Annotated in this window: 16 protein-coding genes, 7 tRNA genes and 1 other RNA gene; 12 read left to right on the top strand and 12 right to left on the bottom strand. The window is 45.4% G+C overall.

What is annotated here, in order from left to right:
• Positions 1-22: 22 nt before the first annotated feature.
• The 5 genes from OCV50_RS04595 to OCV50_RS04575 form a co-directional block, all read right to left on the bottom strand.
• A complete protein-coding gene (locus tag OCV50_RS04595; protein WP_261903810.1) occupies positions 23-1,459 on the bottom strand; it encodes a sucrose-6-phosphate hydrolase in 1,437 nt (478 codons plus the stop codon).
• 45 nt (positions 1,460-1,504) lie between these two features.
• Complete coding sequence (locus OCV50_RS04590; RefSeq protein ID WP_315974630.1) at positions 1,505-2,869, bottom strand: PTS transporter subunit EIIC; 1,365 nt, start codon at positions 2,867-2,869, stop codon at positions 1,505-1,507.
• A gap of 206 nt (positions 2,870-3,075) precedes the next feature.
• Positions 3,076-3,804, bottom strand: a complete 729-nt coding sequence (locus tag OCV50_RS04585) for a GntR family transcriptional regulator (RefSeq protein WP_239840497.1) — start codon at positions 3,802-3,804, stop codon at positions 3,076-3,078.
• 173 nt (positions 3,805-3,977) lie between these two features.
• Positions 3,978-4,074, bottom strand: an RNA gene (gene ffs / locus OCV50_RS04580) — signal recognition particle sRNA small type.
• 224 nt (positions 4,075-4,298) lie between these two features.
• Positions 4,299-5,042, bottom strand: a complete 744-nt coding sequence (locus OCV50_RS04575) for a VP0952 family biofilm-associated protein (RefSeq protein WP_239842464.1) — start codon at positions 5,040-5,042, stop codon at positions 4,299-4,301.
• A 51-nt stretch (positions 5,043-5,093) separates the two neighbouring features.
• Between OCV50_RS04575 and OCV50_RS04570 the strand changes: the two genes are divergently transcribed.
• Positions 5,094-5,396 carry a DNA base-flipping protein gene (locus tag OCV50_RS04570; protein WP_261903808.1) on the top strand — a complete coding sequence of 101 codons (303 nt, stop codon included), beginning with the start codon at positions 5,094-5,096 and terminating at the stop codon, positions 5,394-5,396.
• Positions 5,397-5,443: 47 nt separating this feature from the next.
• On the opposite strand, the gene OCV50_RS04565 is transcribed toward OCV50_RS04570, so the two are convergent.
• Positions 5,444-5,884, bottom strand: coding sequence for a YbaY family lipoprotein (locus tag OCV50_RS04565; RefSeq protein ID WP_261903807.1), 441 nt, complete (start codon positions 5,882-5,884; stop codon positions 5,444-5,446).
• 167 nt (positions 5,885-6,051) lie between these two features.
• On the opposite strand from OCV50_RS04565, the gene tesB reads away from it, so the two are divergent.
• A complete protein-coding gene (gene tesB / locus OCV50_RS04560) occupies positions 6,052-6,912 on the top strand; it encodes an acyl-CoA thioesterase II (RefSeq protein WP_261903806.1) in 861 nt (286 codons plus the stop codon).
• Positions 6,913-7,000: 88 nt separating this feature from the next.
• On the opposite strand, the gene OCV50_RS04555 is transcribed toward tesB, so the two are convergent.
• Together OCV50_RS04555 and OCV50_RS04550 are read right to left on the bottom strand one after the other, a co-directional pair.
• Positions 7,001-7,699: a hypothetical protein gene (locus tag OCV50_RS04555; protein WP_261903805.1), complete on the bottom strand. Its 699-nt coding sequence runs from the start codon at positions 7,697-7,699 to the stop codon at positions 7,001-7,003.
• Positions 7,700-7,787: 88 nt separating this feature from the next.
• Positions 7,788-8,243 (bottom strand): Lrp/AsnC family transcriptional regulator, encoded by a 456-nt coding sequence (locus OCV50_RS04550; RefSeq protein WP_032549577.1) that lies wholly within the window; start codon positions 8,241-8,243, stop codon positions 7,788-7,790.
• Positions 8,244-8,391: 148 nt separating this feature from the next.
• Between OCV50_RS04550 and OCV50_RS04545 the strand changes: the two genes are divergently transcribed.
• A complete protein-coding gene (locus OCV50_RS04545; protein WP_261903804.1) occupies positions 8,392-9,456 on the top strand; it encodes a PLP-dependent cysteine synthase family protein in 1,065 nt (354 codons plus the stop codon).
• A gap of 82 nt (positions 9,457-9,538) precedes the next feature.
• On the opposite strand, the gene OCV50_RS04540 is transcribed toward OCV50_RS04545, so the two are convergent.
• The 3 genes from OCV50_RS04540 to OCV50_RS04530 form a co-directional block, all read right to left on the bottom strand.
• Positions 9,539-9,859 (bottom strand): DUF1244 domain-containing protein, encoded by a 321-nt coding sequence (locus OCV50_RS04540; RefSeq protein WP_261903803.1) that lies wholly within the window; start codon positions 9,857-9,859, stop codon positions 9,539-9,541.
• A 113-nt stretch (positions 9,860-9,972) separates the two neighbouring features.
• Positions 9,973-13,086 (bottom strand): vibriobactin export RND transporter permease subunit VexH, encoded by a 3,114-nt coding sequence (gene vexH / locus OCV50_RS04535; RefSeq protein ID WP_261903802.1) that lies wholly within the window; start codon positions 13,084-13,086, stop codon positions 9,973-9,975.
• Positions 13,086-14,153 carry an efflux RND transporter periplasmic adaptor subunit gene (locus OCV50_RS04530; protein WP_261903801.1) on the bottom strand — a complete coding sequence of 356 codons (1,068 nt, stop codon included), beginning with the start codon at positions 14,151-14,153 and terminating at the stop codon, positions 13,086-13,088. The genes vexH and OCV50_RS04530 overlap by 1 nt, the downstream gene beginning before the upstream one ends.
• Positions 14,154-14,575: 422 nt before the next feature.
• Here OCV50_RS04530 and OCV50_RS04525 point away from each other — a divergent pair.
• The 8 genes from OCV50_RS04525 to OCV50_RS04490 all read left to right on the top strand — a co-directional run bounded on the left by OCV50_RS04525 (position 14,576) and on the right by OCV50_RS04490 (position 17,353).
• Positions 14,576-14,660 (top strand) — tRNA-Tyr (locus OCV50_RS04525).
• Positions 14,661-14,751: 91 nt separating this feature from the next.
• Positions 14,752-14,836 (top strand) — tRNA-Tyr (locus OCV50_RS04520).
• Positions 14,837-14,949: 113 nt separating this feature from the next.
• Positions 14,950-15,034, top strand: a tRNA-Tyr gene (locus OCV50_RS04515).
• Between the two features lie 114 nt (positions 15,035-15,148).
• A tRNA-Tyr gene (locus OCV50_RS04510) sits at positions 15,149-15,233 on the top strand.
• Positions 15,234-15,346: 113 nt separating this feature from the next.
• Positions 15,347-15,431, top strand: a tRNA-Tyr gene (locus OCV50_RS04505).
• A gap of 113 nt (positions 15,432-15,544) precedes the next feature.
• Positions 15,545-15,629 (top strand) — tRNA-Tyr (locus tag OCV50_RS04500).
• A 113-nt stretch (positions 15,630-15,742) separates the two neighbouring features.
• Positions 15,743-15,827 (top strand) — tRNA-Tyr (locus OCV50_RS04495).
• A 278-nt stretch (positions 15,828-16,105) separates the two neighbouring features.
• Positions 16,106-17,353 carry a hypothetical protein gene (locus OCV50_RS04490; RefSeq protein WP_261903800.1) on the top strand — a complete coding sequence of 416 codons (1,248 nt, stop codon included), beginning with the start codon at positions 16,106-16,108 and terminating at the stop codon, positions 17,351-17,353.
• Between the two features lie 80 nt (positions 17,354-17,433).
• Here the strand turns inward: OCV50_RS04490 and OCV50_RS04485 are convergent, their stop codons facing one another.
• The gene (locus OCV50_RS04485; RefSeq protein ID WP_239842496.1) at positions 17,434-18,342 is read right to left on the bottom strand and encodes a Tim44 domain-containing protein; all 909 of its coding nucleotides are present in this window, start codon (positions 18,340-18,342) and stop codon (positions 17,434-17,436) included.
• A 197-nt stretch (positions 18,343-18,539) separates the two neighbouring features.
• Between OCV50_RS04485 and OCV50_RS04480 the strand changes: the two genes are divergently transcribed.
• The gene (locus tag OCV50_RS04480; protein ID WP_239842497.1) at positions 18,540-19,130 is read left to right on the top strand and encodes a TetR/AcrR family transcriptional regulator; all 591 of its coding nucleotides are present in this window, start codon (positions 18,540-18,542) and stop codon (positions 19,128-19,130) included.
• Positions 19,131-19,160 lie beyond the last annotated feature (30 nt).

Here is a 19,160-nt window from a genome sequence, read left to right as displayed (position 1 = left end):
TTTTGGAATAATTTACTGGTGGCTAACGAGTAGCCTGTATCGCAGACATGTAATGCAGTGTGCCGCTTGTCTGATTGAGAGTGACTAGAGACAACTCATCAATGAAGATTCGAGAAGTGAACACTGTCTTGCCGTTGTCAGCAAAAATTTCAATCGCTGAGTTATCGACAAAGACGCGGATGGTTTGCGCCTGCTCTAGACGCTGAGCGTAGCGAACCGTGCCGTATGCTTCTGCGTGTAAGTGAGATACCTGAGCACGGTCTAGAATCAACTCATCTTGATCGCCTCGAAACACCATCTGCTCACCTTTCTGGTTAGCCAAAGTCAGAGTGAAAAACTCATCTACATTCAACGTCAACTCGAATGCTCGTGACGTTAGCTCTAGAGGCTCAGAGTCTTCGACATCAATTGAACTTTGGCGTAGTGCTTCAAGCTCTTTCAATGGCTTCTGGATCAGATAGTCGCCATCGATGGTCAACTCACGTGGCAGAGTCAGCATGTGTGCCCAGCCATTCTTATCGGTTGGGTAGTCACTTTTTGAGTTGCCTAGCCAGCCAATAAGGATGCGGCGTTGCTGGTCATCCAGATAAGTTTGTGGCGCATAGAAATCGAAGCCTTTATCTAGCTCACGGTAGCCTTGGTTGTTGAAGAATTTTGATTCAAAGTCAATGCGCTCACCAACCATGTAAACCACTGAGAAGACGTTCTTAAGGTCGAACTTATTGTCTGAACTCACGCCTTGAGGAGAGAAGATATAAACCCCGTTGTCATCGGTTTCGTAGTAGTTCGGACACTCCCACATATAGCCAAAATCTTCGAGACCCACATCGATGTCACCCATGTGGTGGTAATCATCAATGTCTTTACCGTGGTAATAAGCCAGCGTGCCCTTTTCGTTGTGATCTTGAGCGCCAATCAACATGTGATAATCGTTGTCACGACAAACCAGCACTGGGTCACGGATCTCGGCAGTGTAGGCATTTGGATCGAAATCCACGACTACGCCTTTCTTTTCCACATTACCTTGTTTGTCCATAATCGCGAGAACTTGAGTCGGATGACGTTGGTCATTCCCCTTTTTCAAGTTCGCCGTGTAGAAAATGTACAGCTGGTCATCGTGTGGTACACCAACACCGGTATAACAACCATGATGGTCGTAGTCTTGGTCTGGGTACATCGCGATGCCGCGGTCAGTAAAGTTCACGAAATCTTTGGTCGATACGTGGTACCAGTGCTTCAAACCGTGCACAGGGCCAAGCGGGAACCACTGATAGAAAATGTGGTGCTCGCCATTGAAGTAACTCAAACCATTCGGGTCATTCAACAAGCCGTGCTTTGGTGCAATGTGGTAGCTCGGGTAAAACGGGTCTGTTTGTGTTTTGTGTTCAATATCCGCCAAATACTCCTCGCTCACCTCGTGAATTCGGACAAAGCGATTTTGACGATTAGAAAAATCCATAACAACTCCAAGAAAAAGATATTCACTCAAATAGGTGGTGAAAAATTATTTAGGCTCTTTGTAAAGCAGCTTTGTTAAAGCAAAAGCCGAAGCCGCACCTACCAACATAACCAGCACATACATTCCTAGACCGCCGCCAAGATAAAGCAGAACACCCGGTAACATAGTTGCACCCGTACCCGCAGAGCCAATACCCGCAATCGCGCCCAAACAGCCACCTAATGCACCACCAATACAGCCATACAAGAAAGGTTTTACGCGAGGCAGAGTAATCGCGAACATCGCTGGTTCAGTGATACCAAACAGAGCTGGCAACGCTGCACCAAACATACCAGTCCTCTTCACTTTGTCTGTCTGCATCGACATAACCGCCATTGCAGCACCAAACTGGCCTGCGATTGCAGCAGTACCCAATGGGTTGATGTAGTCAAAGCCTGTGTCTGTCACCATCGCGATCGTGATCGGCACGATGGTGTGGTGCATACCCGTTACAGCCATGAATTGAATTGCGCCGCCATAAATCAAGCCACCAATGCCGTATGGGATTTGTAAGAAGTAAAGCACAGCCTCGGTAATGAGTTTTTCAATGCCGAGTAGAATTGGACCAACGAATACCAAACCAGCAATCAAAGAGACCAGCAATGTAATAAATGGTGTCAGAATCAAATCCAGAACTTCAGGGATGTGTTTACGCGATGTACGCTCAACTAAGGCTGCAAACCAACCCATAAATACCGCTGGAAGAATGGAACTCTGTAAACCAGTTACAGCAATCTCAAAGCCCATAAACGGAATCATCATCGCTTCTGCGTTACCGAAAGCGACATCCCATTTGCTTGCCAATTGTGGAGCTACCAGCATCAAGCCCAAAACAATACCGAGCACTGGATTACCACCAAATACTCGCATGGCAGACCAAGTCACCAATACTGGGATAAAGATGAAGGCGGTATCAGTTAAAACTTGAGACAGCGTATTGAGCTGCGGAGAGAGCTCAATACCGAAACCGTTGACCAACAACCCACGCAGACCCATCAATAAACCAGTCGCAACCAAGGCAGGAATAATGGCGACAAATATGTCAGAGAAAGTACGCGTTACCGTTTGGAAGGTACTCACTTTGTCTTTTTTCTCTTCAGCTTGTGGAGCCTCTTCAATGGCGTCGTTGCCTTTCATGATGGCAAAAACCTTACCCACAAAACCGGTCCCCAAGATCACTTGGTGCTGACCGTTTTGGAAGAAGTACCCATGTACTCCCTCTGTTGCGCTGAGTCCTTCAGCGTCGACTTGTTCATCATCCTTGGCCACAACACGCAGTCGTGTTGCACAGTGATTCAGTTGTGCGATATTGCCCTCACCTCCCAGTAAGGCCATAACTCTATTCGCTACAACTTTCGCATCTCGCGCCATAAATTTCGTCTCCAAAGAGTGCAAAGAAACAACAACCTGTATCTAACTTGTATTTATAGTAATACAGGTTAGATACAGGTTGTATTTTTCGTTGTCGTTTTTTGTTATTCGTCACACTTGTTGTTTACCTGAAATGCATAAGATTGCTTACATTCAAAACCTATAGATAAAAAAATAGCCCACAAACGTGGGCTATTCGACATTCTCTAAACTCGTGCGGTTATCTCAAAGTCATACAGACTAGACTTATAATAAACCGTTGAGTACTCGTATATTTTCTGTTCTTCATAGAAGTTCTGAGACTGGTTGATCAAGATGGGATCAAGCTCTCCAACGTCTAAAAATTGCTGAACCGTCACGTCAGGCAGTGCCGGTAACAGCTTTTGTTGCGTCTTGACCATCTCAATACCGTGACGACTCAAATATTCGAACTTTGATCCCTTGAGATCGTCTTTTGTCAGGTTGGGAAGTAGCACTCGGGGGATGTAGAACTCTTCAAATGAGACGACTTGGTCATTCACTAATCTCAAACGACGAGCGAAATTAACAGGCTCCCCAACAATGATATTGAGTTTTTTAGCGACAAGCTCATCCGCAGGTTGCACTTCAAAGGCATCGACAATATTGGTCGCTTCTAGACCCGCACCTGCCGCCTCTTGCGCCAAACCAGACATAGATAAAAAGTCATGACGCAGCTTATTGGATTTAACAAAACTGCCTTTGCCTTTCTCTGAAAAGATATAACCGCCATCATTGAGCTGCTGCAACGCTTTACGCACCGTAACACGGCTGACTTTCAACAGATCCACCAGCTGATTTTCAGACGGTAGCTTACTGCCCGCAGGATAAGTGCCTTTATCAATCTCGCGTTTTAACTCTCCCGCGACTTGAATGTACAAAGGCTGCAAATTTTTTTGCTCAAATAACTCAGTCATAATTCCATAAAAACTAAGGGGGTTCGGGTCATCTTACTCAAGGTATAAAGGAATACCAAGCCTACAGAGCAAGAGAAAACAATTTCTAACCAAAGGGATGGATAACATTAGAGGGGAATTTTGCAAGCAGAAAGCAAAAAGCCGCTCATGAAGAGCGGCTTTTTTAAAGGGTGGGAACCCAGCCACATCCCGGCACACAAGTCACTCGCTGCGGCTGCTTCCTTCCGGACCTGACCGAGTTCACGAGCTATTGTTGCGGGAGGACCAGGCCCCCATAGATTCGTTTTCTAAGAGGCTTGCCTCAAAGAGTGATTGGATTATTAAGCATCCCGGCATCCATTGCAAGCCCTTGACCTTTCTTTTTAAGCAATTGTGGTCTAAGTGCTTATCCTTTATTCAAACCATGAGTAAATCGCAGGTAAATTGGTCATTTACCTGCGATTAAAGCGAAGCGAACAAGATAGGAGATCGCGACGTATGTGCTATTCACTGGCTTAGATATCGATGTCTTCGTTATCTTCCGTTCGAATAATGTAATCGGTCATCCATGCTGTGCCCAACAAGCAGAGCCAAACCACAAATACTGGGCTTGGTACCTCGATACTTGGAGTGATAACCAGAGCTGCAAAGCCAGCCGTCGGCAATGTCCAGCACAACAGTTTATTCCAACGGAAGGTTTTGAGCTTAGTCATCGCCTCCATTGACGCCATGATGCCCGTTACGCACAACGCGACTAATGCTGCATAAGGTAGGTCTGCTATCCAGAGTGGCAATATTAAAAACAATGACCACCAGCTGTGTCGGCTAGCAGGCTTGAGATGATTCGCCGCCCACCAGATAACCATAATGGATAGCGTTTGAAGAACCGTTACCCAAGGCGTACCATCAAGCTTGCCCGCGGATTGAGTAACCATAATGCCGACTTGTAGCGTCGTAACGATGAGCCCAGAAACTACGACTACCGATAAGCTACTGCGGCGCGAGAAAACGACCATAAGTAGAGGAAACAGTACCCAAGCACTCACAGACAAGGTGATCGGCTGCATTGGTAGGGTTAAGCCATAAATGGTCATTGATGCAAGCAGTGCTAAGCCTGCTACTCCCCCTTGCGGCAAAATCCATAGCGCAGGGATCACCATAGCCAAAACAGGAATGTCACCGTCGCTTAAACTGATAGCTCGGGCACAGACAACCGCTAACAGAGTTGTCACTAAGAATTGAAACGTTGAAAATACCATAGCTCTCTCCTTCTACCGATCCGTGGTATTAATGAACTAGGAACACTTAGTATGGACCAATTTTTACCCCAAATCTTTGCAGTAATTCACCAAATTCCCTATGGGAAAGTAACAACTTATGGAGATATAGCACGTTTTTCAGGCTTTCCAGGCTATGCGCGTCACGTAGGCAAAGCTTTGGGTAATTTACCAGAGGGAAGTCAGCTTCCTTGGTTTAGGGTCATTAATAGTAAAGGAGAGATTTCGCTAAAAGGCGAGGACTTCGAACGACAAAAACGTCATTTGGAAGCCGAAGGTATTGAAGTGAGTGAGGCAGGAAAAATCAAACTCAGAAAATACAAATGGCAGCCATAATGCTGCCATTGCTTTTCATTCCGTTTATTCTTTTCAAGAACAAGGAATTAACGTACACCAACCAAGCGTAAATCCAGTGACTCAGTGTTAGCTGAATCCGTGATCACAGGTGCAATCGTATCCGTCGTAAAACGTAGCTTACTATCGACATGAATGGTCGCACGCACGTTGTATCGGTGATTGTCTTTGATCTGGCTGGCATCATATTTCAATTCAAAAGCAAACGGTACTTGCTTACCATCCGTTGTGAACTCTTGAGTCGCTAGCACTTTAGATGGTGCATCAGCCAGTGAGATATCTTCAAGTGTCACAGTAACAAGAGCGTTTTCAGGCAGAGCAATACGCTCTCGGTAGCTCACTGTACCCGTCACCATTTTCATGTTCTCCGCGACAACTTGTTGTGGAGCTTCGCTTTGCTCCGTAGATTGGCAGCCAGCAAGGAAGCCAAATGAAATTAAAGACGTTGCGATTAATAAAGCCTTTTTCATACGATTTTTCTCTCAATGTGTTTGCTGGATATAGCAAAACTGAATCGTAATTATAAGAGAGCTTTCATAATCTGTCTTGAAACCCTATGATTTATTGACAGATATTTGACTGAGCGATTTGGTTAACCCTTTAACCTGCTCTCATTTTATTAAGAGGTACTCTGGCAATGAGTCAACCACTAAAAGAACTACTAAGTTTACTTCAGCTAGAAAAATTGGAAGAGGGTCTGTTTCGAGGACAGAGTGAAAATCTTGGCTTACCGCAGGTTTACGGTGGGCAAGTGCTTGGACAAGCGTTGTCTGCAGCTCGCTACACGGTAGAAGAGAATCGCAGTGTTCACTCTTTTCACAGCTACTTCCTATATCCGGGCGATCCAGAGAAACCGATTATTTATGACGTAGAGAATTTAAGAGACGGGCGTAGCTTTAGTACTCGCCGCGTTAAGGCGATTCAAAATGGTCGCCCAATTTTCTATCTGACCGCTTCTTATCATGGCGATGCCCCAGGCTTTGAACACCAAAATACCATGCCTGATATTCCGGGGCCTGAGAACTTTGCATCAGAGACTGAACTGGCTAGCCATATCGCCGAATTCCTACCGGAGAAACTTCGAAAGACATTCTGTGGCGAGAAGCCTATCGAGATGCGTCCAGTCACGGTAGTAAATCCACTCAAACCTAAGAAAGCGGAACCTAAGCAATACTTGTGGGTGCGAGCTAATGGCGAAATACCAGACAATCACCTTATCCACCAATACCTATTGGCTTACGCTTCTGACTGGGGTTTCTTAGTAACGGCGCTTCATCCACATGAAGTTTCATTGATGACGCCGAACTTCCAAGTCGCCACCATTGACCATTCAATCTGGTTCCATCGTCCATTCAAGATGGATGAGTGGTTGCTGTACGCCATTGAGAGCCCTACGGCGAGTAATACTCGTGGTCTGGTTCGAGGCGAGATCTACAACCAGCAAGGTCAATTGGTCGCAACAGCGGTTCAAGAAGGTGTAATGCGTTTTACTAAGTAATTTTCGTTGATTCTTAGCAAGCATTCGTAAACACAAAGGGCTTGAGTACTACTCAAGCCCTTTTTCATGTTCTTAATTATTCGACTACCTATTCTGCTACGGGCACTTCCTCTTCACCTTGAACACGAGTCTTAATCCCATTCCCTGCATCGCGAATCAGGTTAATCGGTGACAGTACCACGCCTTTCACGGTGCCTTCTACAGCCCCTTGTGTGGCGGTTTGTGCCAACACTTTACTCTTATCAACCAGTTCCGTTGCCTGATCTAAAATACCTGGGACATCCGCTCTTAGCTGAGCTGACTCTTGAACGACTACAGGAATAACCTGTTCACGGTAGGCTTGGCTTTCTGCCAGTACAGGAGGCACCACTTCCACTCGGTAACGCGTCACTTCGTTCAGAGTCGGAGGTATCACATCTGTTCGCAGTACCTTTATTTCTTGTAGCACAGTCGGCACGGTGTCTGTGCGAACATTTTTCACTTCTGACAAGATAGACGGAATCTTACTATCAACCGAAGCAACTGTTTGATTTACTTGTTCAACGGTTTGTCGTACCGCCTCAACGGTGGCCAATACCTCCGGAGCAAGTTCATCAATGTGCTCAGCGAATGCCAACCACTCATCCACTTTCAAATCTTCAGTGACGACAGATAGGTCATCGATCACCTGCGGGTAAGTGTCCACTACCTCCCCCACCTTATTGGTAAAAGCGAAGATGCTGTATCCCAAATAAAAAATCGCCGTCGCCAATATCAACTGAATGGCCATTGAGATTTTTGCTTGCATAAACGTCCTTATTTTCCCTTGCTTGTTCCGTAAGTTAGCCATAACTGCAACTAAACAGTGCGCTCTCTATTCATTATAGTGGCAGTAATTATAGTGGCAGTGCCGTGGTGTATTTTAAAGGCTCCATCGCAAATGTTGAGGTGACATTCGACAAGCCATCAACACTGTTCACTAGACGCTTATAAAACTCATCAAAACACTTCATATCTCTGACTTGTACTTTGAGCATATAGTCATATTCACCGGCCATTCGGTAGAACTCCATCACTTCCGGAAACTCAGAGACTGTACCAACAAAACGCCCATACCACTCATGCGAGTGATCGCTGGTCTTCACCAAAACAAAAGCGGTAAACGAAAGGTCGAGCTTTTCAGGGTTAAGTAGTGCAACACGTTTTTCGATTACGCCCTCTTCTTCTAGGCGCTTCAGACGCTTCCAACAAGGGGTGGTGGTTAGGTTGACCGCTTCAGCGATATCGTTGAGTGACAGTGTGCTGTCTTGCTGTAGCAGACGCAGTATTTTTTTGTCCGTGGCGTCGATCATATTTTTAATAAAAGCCTATAAAAGAGAATTTTTTTCTACTTAGTCGTCAATATGCAGTAAATATAGCAAAGTTTTTCTCTGCAGATCTCGCTAATTTAATGACATAGCAAACATAAAAATAACAACGTCAAATATCTGGAGATGCCCTATGTGTACTGACCATAAATGGATCAATAATGCCATCCGCAAAATCGAAGCAGACTATCAACGTTCTGCTGATACTCACCTTATCAAACTCGATCTACCGAGCGTTGAAGGCATCGATATTTACCTAAAAGATGAAAGTACACACCCAACGGGATCTCTTAAGCACCGCTTGGCGCGTTCGCTTTTCCTATACGCGATTTGTAATGGTTGGGTAGGACCAGAGACCACTATCATAGAGTCATCATCTGGTAGCACTGCGGTATCTGAAGCTTACTTTGCACGCTTGCTTGGTCTACCTTTCATCGCAGTAATGCCAAAATGCACAGCGAAGAAAAAGATTGAACAGATTGAATTCTACGGTGGTCAAGCTCACTTGGTCGATCGCTCTGATCAAATCTACGCTGAGTCTCGTCGCCTTGCTGAAGAGTTGAATGGCCACTACATGGACCAATTCACTTACGCAGAACGTGCTACAGACTGGCGCGGTAACAACAATATCGCCAACTCTATTTTCAACCAGATGCAAATGGAGGATCACCCTATCCCTGCGTGGGTGGTGATGAGTCCGGGCACGGGTGGTACATCTGCAACGATTGGTCGTTTCATTCGTTACCAACAACATGAAACTCAACTTTGTGTTGTTGATCCTGAGAACTCGGTATTCCACGATTTCTTTAAAACAGGCAATGTCGACCTAACTGGTGACAAGGGCAGTAAGATTGAAGGAATTGGTCGTCCACGCGTGGAACCTAGCTTTATCACAGGCGTGATTGATGAGATGCGCACGATTCCAGATGCAGCAAGCATTGCGACAACGCACTGGTTGTCAGAGTTACTTGGTCGTAAAGTCGGCGCTTCCACAGGTACCAATATGTATGGTGTATTACAGTTAGCAAGCGAGATGAAAGCGCGTGGTGAGAAAGGCTCTATCGTGACTCTGTTGTGTGATAGCGGTGAACGCTACCTAGACACCTACTTTGATGACGAATGGGTGCGTGAAAACATCGGCGATATTCAGCCGTACACAGAAAGACTAAAAGTGTTTAACCAAACTGGCGAGCTATAAAACTATCGCTTGTACAAAAAGCTTGAAACAAAAAAGCGGCATGAATCTCTTCATGCCGCTTTTTTTCATTCAACGAGAATACTTACTCTGGCTTCTGCTTCGCTTCGAAAGCCGCTAGCTGCTCTGGCGTTGCTTTTGGTTGGTGGTTCTGTTTCCACTCATCGTAAGTCATGCCGTAAACACGCTCACGAGCATCATCGATGTCGATGTCTAGACCTTGCTGTTCAGCTTCTGCTTTGTACCACTTGCTGAAACAGTTACGGCAGAAACCCGCCAAGATCATAAGGTCGATGTTCTGTACATCTTTATTGTCATCTAGGTGTGCAAGCAAACGACGAAAAGTCGCCGCATCCAGCTTATCTTGTTCTTCTTGGGACAAATTTTTGTATTTGAATTCAGCCACTTTGCGTTCCTTATTCTGTTCTATTTTATTGAGCCTTGTTGTTATACAAAAAAAGCCTGCTGTTCGCTAGGAGCAAAAGCAGGCTTTTATCAGATAAGCACTCTAATCATTGATTAGCCGTGGGAAGTTCGACCTACAGTGTCGTGACTCAGCGCTTTATTAAGTTCAGCTTCGACATGACCTGGCGATCGTGTTGCGCCAGAGATCAAGCGGTACATAGCCGGGATAACAAACAGCGTTACCAAGGTCGCAAAGCCCATACCAAAGAAGATAACCGTACCTACGGCCACTCGGCTTTCGTAGCCTGCGCCTGTAGAGGTAATCAATGGAATCGCACCCGCTAACGTAGTAAAGGCCGTCATCATGATTGGTCGTAAGCGACGAGCAGATGCATCAACAATCGCTTTTTCAAACTCAATACCACGGTCACGCAGTTGGTTTGCAAATTCAACAATCAAGATACCATTCTTAGTCACCATACCAATCAGCATGATCATACCGATCTGACTATATACGTTCAGCCCTTGACTCATCAGCACCAAACCTAAGAAACCACCAAAGATCCCCATCGGAACAGTGAACATCACAACTAGCGGGTTGATGAAGCTTTCAAACTGCGCCGCTAATACTAGGTAAGCGACCAGCATTGCTAGAGCAAACACCACAAGAATGCTCGATTGGTTCTCTTTAAAGTCTTTAGACTCACCGGAGTAACTCACCGAGATATCACCTGGTAGCATCTCAATGGCCTGCTCATCAAGGAAATCAAGCGCCTCACCCAATGTGTAGCCATCCATTAAGTTGGCTTTAATAGTGATCGATTTCTGCTTGTTGTAGTGAGACAGACGAATGGATGACGCCACCTCTTCTATCTTGGTTAACGTATCAAGCGTGACCAGTTCACCTGATTGGGTTCTCATGTAAATCTGGCTGAGATCATTGGCGTTATTAAAACTGTTCTCATCGCCACGCAGGTAAACATCGTACTCTTCACCGCGCTCAACGAAGGTCGTTTCACTTTTACCACCGAGCATGATCTCTAGTGTGTCTGAGATATCTGAAACACTCACACCAAGCTCTGCGGCACGCTGTTTATCAACCGTCACCAATAGCTCAGGGGTTTTCTCTGAGTAATCGATGTCTGCGCCTTCCATCATTGGCGAATCTTCAGCAGCTTGCTTGAGGGTCTCTGCCCATTTTTGCAGTTCAGGATAATCAGAGCCACCAAGAACAAACTGAACAGGTTCACTCGAACCACCACGGAATCCCGGCATAAATGGGAAGATACGTACGTCTGGAATCCCCGTTAGCGCTTTTCTTACTTGACCGAGCGCTTCTTGAGCCGTCGCTTCACGCTCATTCCAATCTTCGAGAATCATGATTACGAAGCCGGTTTGGTCACCCGCATTGCCGCCAAACGCTGGTGACTGCAAGCTGAATGACTTCAAAAACCCTTGGCCAAGCAACGGCATCAAGCGTTCTTCAACCAGATCCATGTTAGCCGACATACGGTTATAACTGGTCGCATCCGCACCGCGAACAAACGCAAAGATCACACCACGATCTTCTTGAGGTGTCAGTTGAGCAGGCACTTGCTGCATTAAGCCGTAGCTACCGCCGAGACACGACAGAATAATGATCGGTGCCGCCCATCGCCAAGCCAGAGCACGACGCAATACACTGCGATAACCCTTCTCTAGCTTACCGAATACACGCTCTACAAAGTGATTAAAGCGGTTTGGTTTTACGTTCGCTTTTAAGATCTTACTGCCCAAAACTGGGGTCAGCGTCAATGCCACCAATGACGAGAAGATCACCGACATCGCCAGTAATACCGAGAACTCGGTAAACAACAAACCAACCATACCGTCCATGAACGAGATTGGTAGGAATACCATCACCAGAACCAACGTGGTTGCTATAACCGCGAAACCTACTTCACGTGTCCCTTTATAAGCGGCTAAAAGTGGTGATTCACCGCGCTCAATGTGATGGAAAATGTTTTCAACCACTACGATCGCATCGTCCACAACCAGACCAATCGACAGAATCAGTGCCATAAGCGTGATTAGGTTGATAGAGAAACCAAAGTAGTAAGCTGCAATGAAAGATGAAATCAACGATACAGGCACAGTAACCGCAGGAATCAAGGTTGCGCGCGCTTGTCCGATGAACACGTACAGCACTAAGATAACTAAGCCACCAGTGATAAATAGGGTGCTATAAACCTCAGAGATTGAACGGTCGATAAAGACAGTTGAATCGTAATCAATCGCTAGTCGCGTGCCATCCGGTAGGAACTTTTGGATGTTCTCAACTTCTTTATGAACCAAATCAGCAACTTCAAGCGGGTTCGCGTCCGATTGCGGCACGATACCCATGCTAACGTTTACAATACCGTCACTCTTAAAGGTCGAGTTTTCGTTCTCAGCGCCAATATAAACGTCCGCAACATCTTTTAAGTAGATCGGGGATTTATCCGATGCACGTTTAACAACTAAGTATTCAAAGTCTTCAGCTTGAGTATATGAACGTGCAGTTCGCACAGACATCACGATTGCATCGTTTCGAACCTCACCACCTGGACTCTCAATGTTCTCATTACGAAGCGCTGTGGTAATGTCTGTCGCGGTCACACCTCGACCTGCCATCAGCTCAGGTTTGAGCTTGACGTACATAACCTTATAGAGACCACCTGAAATATCCACCGAGCTAACGCCCGAGATCAGACTGAACCGGTCGACAAGCACACGTTCGGTGTAATCCGTCAGCTGAGTTCGGTCCATTTCAGTTGAACTGAGGTTGATATATAGAGATGCCTCACCACTGCCGTTGTTCTTATAAACGATCGGATCATCGGCTTCATCAGGAAGCGAGCGCTGGGCACGGGCGACCGCATCACGAACATCACTCACACCCGTATTTAGGTCGTAGCCTAGTTCAAAGGTAATAGTGATACGTGATGAGCCATTACGAGTGGTCGACTCAATTTCATCAATCCCGCTGATACCTGAGAGCTGATCCTCTAGATTAGAGGTTATCTGGCTTTCAATAATCGTCGCAGACGCGCCTTCGTAACGGGTACTGATCGAAACAACTGGGCTCTCAATATCTGGCATTTCTCGCACGGCAAGCTTACTGAACGAAACGATACCAAACACCACTAGCAGCAAACTGAGAACCAGCGCCGCTACCGGTCTTTTTACTGATACATCAGATAACAGCATTAGTTGCTTTCCTCTTGCTGAGGCTCACGCTTTGCAGACGTTGTCACACCAAGTTCTTGTACTTGAACACCGTCGCGCATATTTACAATGCCTTGAACAACGATCTTGTCACCAATATTGATGCCTTTCTCGATCACCACTTCATTATCGATACGAGCGCCTAGGAAGACCTCAGTACGCGTCGCTTTGTTGTCTTCGCCCACAACATAAACGTAACGCTTGGTCCCTGAATATTGCAGAGCTTGTACAGGGATAATTGGGGCTTCAACCGCTGGGAAGTCCATCTCAGCAGAAACGAGCATACCCGGCTTTAAGTAGTCATTCGGGTTATCGAAGTGAATACGCACACGCAAGTTCAGCGTTTCCGTATTGATGCGAGAGTCAATACCCACAACTGTACCTGAGAATTCAGTATCACCCCACGCACTGGTTCGTGCTGTGACTGTCATGCCTTTAGACAGCATTGCTAAATAACGCTCTGGCACCTGAAGATCTAACTGCATCACAGATAAGTCATCCAAAGTCACCAGCTCAGTACCTGAGCTGACGAGTTTTCCTCGGCTAAAGTCGATAAAACCAACGGTGCCAGAAAAAGGGGCTGAGATATGAAGGTCTTTTAGATTAGCGTTTGCTGCTGCCAGTCTTGCCAGTGCAATCTCTACACTGGTTTTCTGCGCATCAATTTCGGTTTGTGTAATCGCGTTTCTTTTTACTAAGCGTTCAAATTCCGCCAATTTACGACGCTCATCTTTTAGATATGCTTTTGCTTCTGCAACCGCAGCTTTCGCCTTGTCATCGTCTAATTGAACTAACAGCTGGTCCTTTTTAACATCTTGGTTAGCTTTGACGTGAATAGAGTCCACTTTGCCTGAAATCTCTGAAGAGATGATCACCGACTGTTCCGCTTCTAGCTTACCGACGAGTGAAAGTGACTGATTGACTTGATGAATATCGACCTGCTCCGTTACAACCGTAACCGCGCTCGGTCCCATGCGCTTAGCCACTACGGCTGGAGACGCCAAGATGATAGATAAGCTAAGTAGAGATAAAATGGATTTATGTTTCATAACGATAGTCTGTAAGTTAGATTCAAGATCTCTATAAAGTAATTAACCGTATTCTATCAACTGATTGCAACGAGTAACGTCAAGAAGTGTAAATGTCGCTAAATTGCGCTGACATTCACGGTTTTCTCTTAGTGAGTTCCCTGATTAAATGTCAGGAAGCCTCAATTATCTGTTCTTGTAACGTCGATTACGGGCTTGATAATTTAGGATGGCAATACGGTACAGCCAGAACATATGTTCACTTACCGAGCAAAACGCGCACTTTTCGCTATCTTTGCCCAAAAAGGCAGCATTCAACACAAAACCATAAGAAAAACTCTTTACAGGTTAAACGTGTTTGCTATGATGCGCTCCGCACTTGAGAGATGCGTTGGGAAAAACATTTCTTAAGCCTATCCACTGAGAGATAGGAAAACACCCCTGGAGGGGTTCCCGAGTGGCCAAAGGGAGCAGACTGTAAATCTGCCGGCTCCGCCTTCGATGGTTCGAATCCGTCCCCCTCCACCATATTTCTTCTTAGCTCTTTAAGAGATAAGAAAACCTCAATTGAATCGTTGGGAAAACTTCAATTGAGCCTATTTTAGATAGGAAACACCCTGGAGGGGTTCCCGAGTGGCCAAAGGGAGCAGACTGTAAATCTGCCGGCTCCGCCTTCGATGGTTCGAATCCGTCCCCCTCCACCATATTCTTCTTAACTCTTTTGAGATAAGAAAACCTCAATTGAATCGTTGGGAAAACTTCAATTGAGCCTATGTTTTAATTGCTTTTAGCTTTTAAAGACTGGGGAAAACACCCTGGAGGGGTTCCCGAGTGGCCAAAGGGAGCAGACTGTAAATCTGCCGGCTCCGCCTTCGATGGTTCGAATCCGTCCCCCTCCACCATATTCTTCTTAACTCTTTAAGAGATAAGAAAACCTCGATTGAATCGTTGGGAAAACTTCAATTGAGCCTATGTTTTAATTGCTTTTAGCTTTTAAAGACTGGGGAAAACACCCTGGAGGGGTTCCCGAGTGGCCAAAGGGAGCAGACTGTAAATCTGCCGGCTCCGCCTTCGATGGTTCGAATCCGTCCCCCTCCACCATATTCTTCTTAGCTCTTTAGAGATAAGAAAACCTCGATTGAATCGTTGGGAAAACTTCAATTGAGCCTATGTTTTAATTGCTTTTAGCTTTTAAAGACTGGGGAAAACACCCTGGAGGGGTTCCCGAGTGGCCAAAGGGAGCAGACTGTAAATCTGCCGGCTCCGCCTTCGATGGTTCGAATCCGTCCCCCTCCACCATATTCTTCTTAGCTCTTTAGAGATAAGAAAACCTCGATTGAATCGTTGGGAAAACTTCAATTGAGCCTATGTTTTAATTGCTTTTAGCTTTTAAAGACTGGGGAAAACACCCTGGAGGGGTTCCCGAGTGGCCAAAGGGAGCAGACTGTAAATCTGCCGGCTCCGCCTTCGATGGTTCGAATCCGTCCCCCTCCACCATATTCTTCTTAGCTCTTTAGAGATAAGAAAACCTCGATTGAATCGTTGGGAAAACTTCAATTGAGCCTATGTTTTAATTGCTTTTAGCTTTTAAAGACTGGGGAAAACACCCTGGAGGGGTTCCCGAGTGGCCAAAGGGAGCAGACTGTAAATCTGCCGGCTCCGCCTTCGATGGTTCGAATCCGTCCCCCTCCACCATATTCTCTTAAGAGATCGAAAAGCCAACTCATTGAGTTGGCTTTTTTTGTATCTACATCCGCTCTATCTATCTCAATTCAAACATAGATTTGGTTCAAGTTTTGTAGACCTACAAAATTTGACGCATTTAAGACTTCTCATCACACATCCCCTAGCGTGCAAAGACCTTATTAATCCATTGATACATATCAATATTTTATAAAACAATGAGCATAGAGTTCCCTTGCAAATACTAATTAAACGAACAATATCACTTAGGCTAAGCAAGGAAAGAAACCATGAGTAATCCCCATTGGATAATGATGAGTCTGTGTCTTATCGGATTAACAGCATGCGGTGGCGGAGGATCCAGTTCTCCTTCTACCCCGGTATCGTCTGCTATTTCTACCAATGAATACCTACCTGCACAAAATGGAGCGACTTGGACATACAGCGACGATAGCACCGGACAAAGCTATCAAGTCACAAGCTCTCCAGTCACGGTTCATACAGATGGCAGTGAAACATTTTCGCTGAACTGGCCACATAGCGGATTCAAGCAATTCTTTGAATATAAAGATCAAAGACTGTACCTCGACGGGTTAACCTTCAACCAAGTTATGGTTAATGGCACCCTTTATAGTGCTCAATTTGATCTCTCTACTGCTCCCTTTCTTTTACTCCCACCTTATGCCGAGTTGGGAGAAAGAACAGATGCAGGCTACAGCGACGTCACCACAACAATTACACCGAACCCAGGTCCAGCATATACCACCGTGTTATCAAGCTGGAAAAACCACGGTATTGAGACCCTTGTTACTCAGCATGGTTCTTATGAAGCAATACATATTGAGTTTACCTTAGGGTTTGATGTGACGGTTTACTCGCCAACATACGGAGCGATTGATCTGAACCAAATTCCATTAAGGCAAGAACTTTGGTTTACACCGAGCATTGGTATCATCAAGATCAAAGATACCAGCGCGTCTGTCACGACCCCAACAGAGCTCTCACTCGATGGCTTCAACCAATTTAGAGACCAAGATGGTGAGGTCACAGCAACACTTCCCGCAACTATTGAGATTGATGAGCAAAGCCCTTGGAAAGACTTACACAGTGCTTTTGGTATTGATGCCTTTTATGGTACTTGGCAAGAAACCGCCAACACCTGTTCACCAGCTCCAACAGATGACGCTCGTTATCAACTTACTTTATCAAAACAAAGCTACACCTTAACCAAAGTAACCTACCAGAATGGCGATTGTGGTGTTAATGGGAAGAACGTGTTTAAGACCGAATCCGTCAAGACGGGTGGTTATAAGTTCATTAGTGATGGAGAACCCTCAGATTCAATATCGCTTAAGCTCAGTGTTCAATCCGAAACGCTGCGCGACCAATTTTCTGATGGACCTTGGGGTAGTTACTACGATGGTACCAGTGGCGTTGAAGAGATCATTACTCTCAAGAAAAGTACCGACAATCAGCTGCAATTTGAGATCTATGATTGGGGAAGTCTGCACAACCATACTCTGAACTATATTCCCTAGCTTCAAAGATGATTTCCTACCAAAAAAGAGCCCTTGCCATAACAGCAAGGGCTCTCAATATAATCACAAAATTGGATTAATTAACCTTGGATACCAACGATCAGCCAAGGTGCATTTGGAGCAGTAAGGTCACGCTCTAAGTGCCAGATATCAGTAATATCTTCTTCGATACCTTCAACTGAATCACGGTAGCGACCGCTAAATTGAAGGCTCAATTGCGCTTTGCTGCCATCATGGTCAGCGCGAACGATTTCTGCGTCTACATACATCACGTCTGTGTGTTGCTCGCCTTCAAGCTTGCTACGCTCTGCTTTTAGATCTTCAAACAGGCTTGGCGATACGTACTCTTCAATCGTATTCAGTTCATTGTGGTTCCAAGCACCTTGTAGGGTACGGTAGTGCTCACGAGAACCATTAATGAATGCCGCTTGGTCAAAGCCCGGTGGGTAGTTATGAGGAACATCGCTTTGTGCACCAAAACCAAAGCCACCTGCTGTACCTTGTGATTGAGGTTGTGCTTGTTCAAAGTTATGAACGTTTGGCTGCTGTTGTGGTTGCTCAAATTTGTTTTGACCCATACCACCAAACGCTGGCTGTTGGCCGCGTTGCTGGTTCATTGAGCCCTGTTTTGCACCCAACATGCCACGTAGGAATTTGAATGCTAGGAACGCAATCAAGCCCATGATCAAGATATCCATAAACTGGATACCTTCAAAAGCGCCACCGAAGAACGCTGCTAAAAGGCCACCAGCCAGTAACCCGCCTAGGATACCACCCATCAAGCCTTTCTTGCTTGAGCCTGCTGTATTTGTCTTGCCAGCTTGGTCTTGCTTAATCGAATTTGTGTTTTGCTGTTGTTGTTTAGGAGCGGGAGCCGTTTTGAAACTCTTACCAAATGACTTACCACCACCAAACTTTTTCGCTTCTGCGATTGGTGTCACCGCGACTGATACCATCATAATCGCGATTAGTGAGAAAAATCGTTTCATTGTTATCCTTTATAGGTTTCTTTATCTTTCGACTCTTTAATCATACTCGTTAACAATGAACAATGAAATATTCACAGCCGCTACACATGTATCATAATATTGCTGAGATTAATTTAGCCACTATTGAGCAATAGCATTGACGCCTACTAGAGGCGGAGACTAAAATATTGAACGTTGTTCATTAATAGAAATACATCATGGCCAGAAGAAACGATCATACTCGCGAACAGTTAGTTCAACTCACATTAGACACTGTGACTCAATTTTTAGAGGAACACTCATATCATGAGTTAAGCCTACGCAAAATCGCAAACATGATCGGATATGTGCCGAGCACGCTCGTGAATGTATTTGGTAACTACAATCTGCTGCTTTTGCATGTGGTTGCGAAAACACTAGATGAACTTTCAGCTGAAGCTGGCGTTGCCGTCGAGCAATCAAGCAACCCTCAAGATGCGCTATTTAATCTGGCATACTGCTATCACGATTTTGCTCTTAAGCATCCAAATCGTTGGCAGCTCGTGTTCGAGCACAACATGAACGGTGAAAACCTACCTCAATGGCAATCAAGCCGCATCGATAAGATGACAGGCATGTTAGAGCAATTATTGCTGGCTATTGCGCCTCATCACACCGAAAACGAAGTATTAAAAGCGAGCCGAGTGCTATGGTCTGGCGTACATGGCATTACACTGCTTAGCGTCGATGACAAGTTCTTCGCTTCCGAGCCAATTGATGGTAAAGACCTGATTAATAACTTATTATCAAATTACTTAACCAATTGGTAAGCCATTAAAGTGGCAAATGAATAAGGTCGC

This window comes from Vibrio fortis, assembly GCF_024347475.1.
In the GTDB taxonomy this organism is placed as follows: Bacteria; Pseudomonadota; Gammaproteobacteria; order Enterobacterales; family Vibrionaceae; genus Vibrio; species Vibrio fortis.
Note: the sequence above shows the minus strand (reverse complement) of the source record. Positions and strands in the feature narration are given on the sequence as shown.

What these genes read in the sequence shown, in the direction of transcription:
- OCV50_RS04595 (WP_261903810.1), bottom strand. Translation starts at nt 1,459, where the DNA reads ATGGATTTTTCTAATCGTCAAAATCGCTTTGTCCGAATTCACGAGGTG.
- OCV50_RS04590 (WP_315974630.1), bottom strand. Translation starts at nt 2,869, where the DNA reads ATGGCGCGAGATGCGAAAGTTGTAGCGAATAGAGTTATGGCCTTACTG.
- OCV50_RS04585 (WP_239840497.1), bottom strand. Translation starts at nt 3,804, where the DNA reads ATGACTGAGTTATTTGAGCAAAAAAATTTGCAGCCTTTGTACATTCAA.
- OCV50_RS04575 (WP_239842464.1), bottom strand. Translation starts at nt 5,042, where the DNA reads ATGGTATTTTCAACGTTTCAATTCTTAGTGACAACTCTGTTAGCGGTT.
- OCV50_RS04570 (WP_261903808.1), top strand. Translation starts at nt 5,094, where the DNA reads ATGGACCAATTTTTACCCCAAATCTTTGCAGTAATTCACCAAATTCCC.
- OCV50_RS04565 (WP_261903807.1), bottom strand. Translation starts at nt 5,884, where the DNA reads ATGAAAAAGGCTTTATTAATCGCAACGTCTTTAATTTCATTTGGCTTC.
- tesB (WP_261903806.1), top strand. Translation starts at nt 6,052, where the DNA reads ATGAGTCAACCACTAAAAGAACTACTAAGTTTACTTCAGCTAGAAAAA.
- OCV50_RS04555 (WP_261903805.1), bottom strand. Translation starts at nt 7,699, where the DNA reads ATGCAAGCAAAAATCTCAATGGCCATTCAGTTGATATTGGCGACGGCG.
- OCV50_RS04550 (WP_032549577.1), bottom strand. Translation starts at nt 8,243, where the DNA reads ATGATCGACGCCACGGACAAAAAAATACTGCGTCTGCTACAGCAAGAC.
- OCV50_RS04545 (WP_261903804.1), top strand. Translation starts at nt 8,392, where the DNA reads ATGTGTACTGACCATAAATGGATCAATAATGCCATCCGCAAAATCGAA.
- vexH (WP_261903802.1), bottom strand. Translation starts at nt 13,086, where the DNA reads ATGCTGTTATCTGATGTATCAGTAAAAAGACCGGTAGCGGCGCTGGTT.
- OCV50_RS04530 (WP_261903801.1), bottom strand. Translation starts at nt 14,153, where the DNA reads ATGAAACATAAATCCATTTTATCTCTACTTAGCTTATCTATCATCTTG.
- OCV50_RS04490 (WP_261903800.1), top strand. Translation starts at nt 16,106, where the DNA reads ATGAGTAATCCCCATTGGATAATGATGAGTCTGTGTCTTATCGGATTA.
- OCV50_RS04485 (WP_239842496.1), bottom strand. Translation starts at nt 18,342, where the DNA reads ATGAAACGATTTTTCTCACTAATCGCGATTATGATGGTATCAGTCGCG.
- OCV50_RS04480 (WP_239842497.1), top strand. Translation starts at nt 18,540, where the DNA reads ATGGCCAGAAGAAACGATCATACTCGCGAACAGTTAGTTCAACTCACA.